This is a genomic window from Bartonella sp. AA74HLJMH, from assembly GCF_042197045.1.
Classification (GTDB): domain Bacteria; phylum Pseudomonadota; class Alphaproteobacteria; order Rhizobiales; family Rhizobiaceae; genus Bartonella.
The window spans coordinates 1-1,663 of the sequence record NZ_JBHIRJ010000083.1; the positions used below are offsets into that span (position 1 = coordinate 1).

At 40.5% G+C, this 1,663-nt stretch carries 1 pseudogene; it reads right to left on the reverse strand.

Annotated features, from left to right (window positions below):
• Positions 1–1,663: pseudogene (locus ACFINH_RS09765) on the reverse strand (hypothetical protein); the annotation flags it as partial.

Below are 1,663 nucleotides of genomic sequence, written 5' to 3' on the forward strand. Positions count from 1 at the left end.
TCTTTAGCAATGTAAGATAATTTATACGTTGGCTGTGTAAGAGCTCCATCTTTAAAGGATGCTTCTCCACCTAAAAATTTAGCAATATCACCACCAATTTTATTAATCTGACCACCCGTAACAGCATCGCTCGAACCAGCTACAATAGAACCATCAGCCAGCGATGTAATCTTGCTGTTTGTTTTTTCACCTTCTTTTTCACCATGCTGCGCTACAAAGGCTTTATCAGTTTTGCTCCACAATAAAGCATCGCCTTGGACTTCTTGTGTAATATTCGTTAGTTTTTCAGTAAAATTTTTGACCTCATTCGTTAGATGAGTATTCACATTCTTGACACTCGTATCAAGATCAGAAAAAGCTGAACCAACATCGTTATGTGATTTAGTCGTTACCGTACCATCGTCAGAAACATTAGAGATGTTATAAGTTGGCGCTGTAAAAACACCCGCTGAAAATGCTGCATCACCACCAAAATAAGATGCAACACTGCTACCTAGAGTATGAATCTGACCACCACTTACAGCTTCCTTTGAGTTTTCACTGATATCCCCGTCGAGTAAACCGGAAAGCTTCCGTCCTTCATTCTCTTTGTTCAAAATACTAATTTCGGCACCACCAGTTCCCTTACCAATAGTGATAAGACCTGTTCCTCCATCACGGAGACTACGCGATAAAGTCATCTCTGTTGCTTGCTTAACAAGGATACTGTCTCTTACATTAGCAATTTCAGTATTTGTTGCAAAAAGTTGGGAACCATTGACCGCTTCATTGGAATCCGCTGAGAGAGTGCCATTCTTTATACCTGTAAGAGTACGATTATCATTTTTGTTGTTGGCAATATCAATTTTATCACCATCTGTTTCTTTTCCAATATTGATATGTTTCGTTTCTGAATCCTGTTTAACGAAGCTACTGGCTGCTACTTGTTCTTTGACATCTTTTAATTGCGAAAAATTCACCGCATCAGTTTCTTCAGTACCAGCGGCAACACCAGAAATAATCCGTGCCACACCAGTCTTATTGGCAACAGTGATTTTACTGCCTTCTACTGCAGCTCCAATAGTGATAAGATGTGTATCTGCATCTTTCTTAACAAGGCTATCGCCTTTCACATTGGCAATTTCATTGGTAATTTCATTTTTTACATTTGTGAGGGAAGTGCCAACACCCGCCAAAGCCTCCGCTACAGTGTCATATTTCTTCTCTTCAGAGTTACCATCTTCTTTGACTGTTGTAACCTTGAAGTTTGGGGCTGTCCATTGACCATTCTCATACTTAGCATCACCGCCAAAATACGAGGCAACCCCTGTGCCTAATGTATGAAGCTGCGAGCCATTTATGGCGTCTGTGGAATCTTTCGTAATATCTCCTGTGGCAAGAAATGTAATCTTGCTATTTTCTTGTGTTGCTACAGCTCTGCCTTTTTCTTCTCGCTTCTTTTCATGACGCGCTACAAACGCATCGGCTTCCTTGCTCCATAACAAGGAATCATGCGCAACTCCTTCAGATACTTCCTTAATGCGCTGATTCATAGTCTTGATATTCGTGTCAAGACCTGCAAATGCAGTTCCAACACCTTGAAACGAACTCTCTGTTACAACTCCATCTTTAGCAATGTAAGATAATTTATACGTTGGCTGTGTAAGAGCTCCATCTTTAAAGG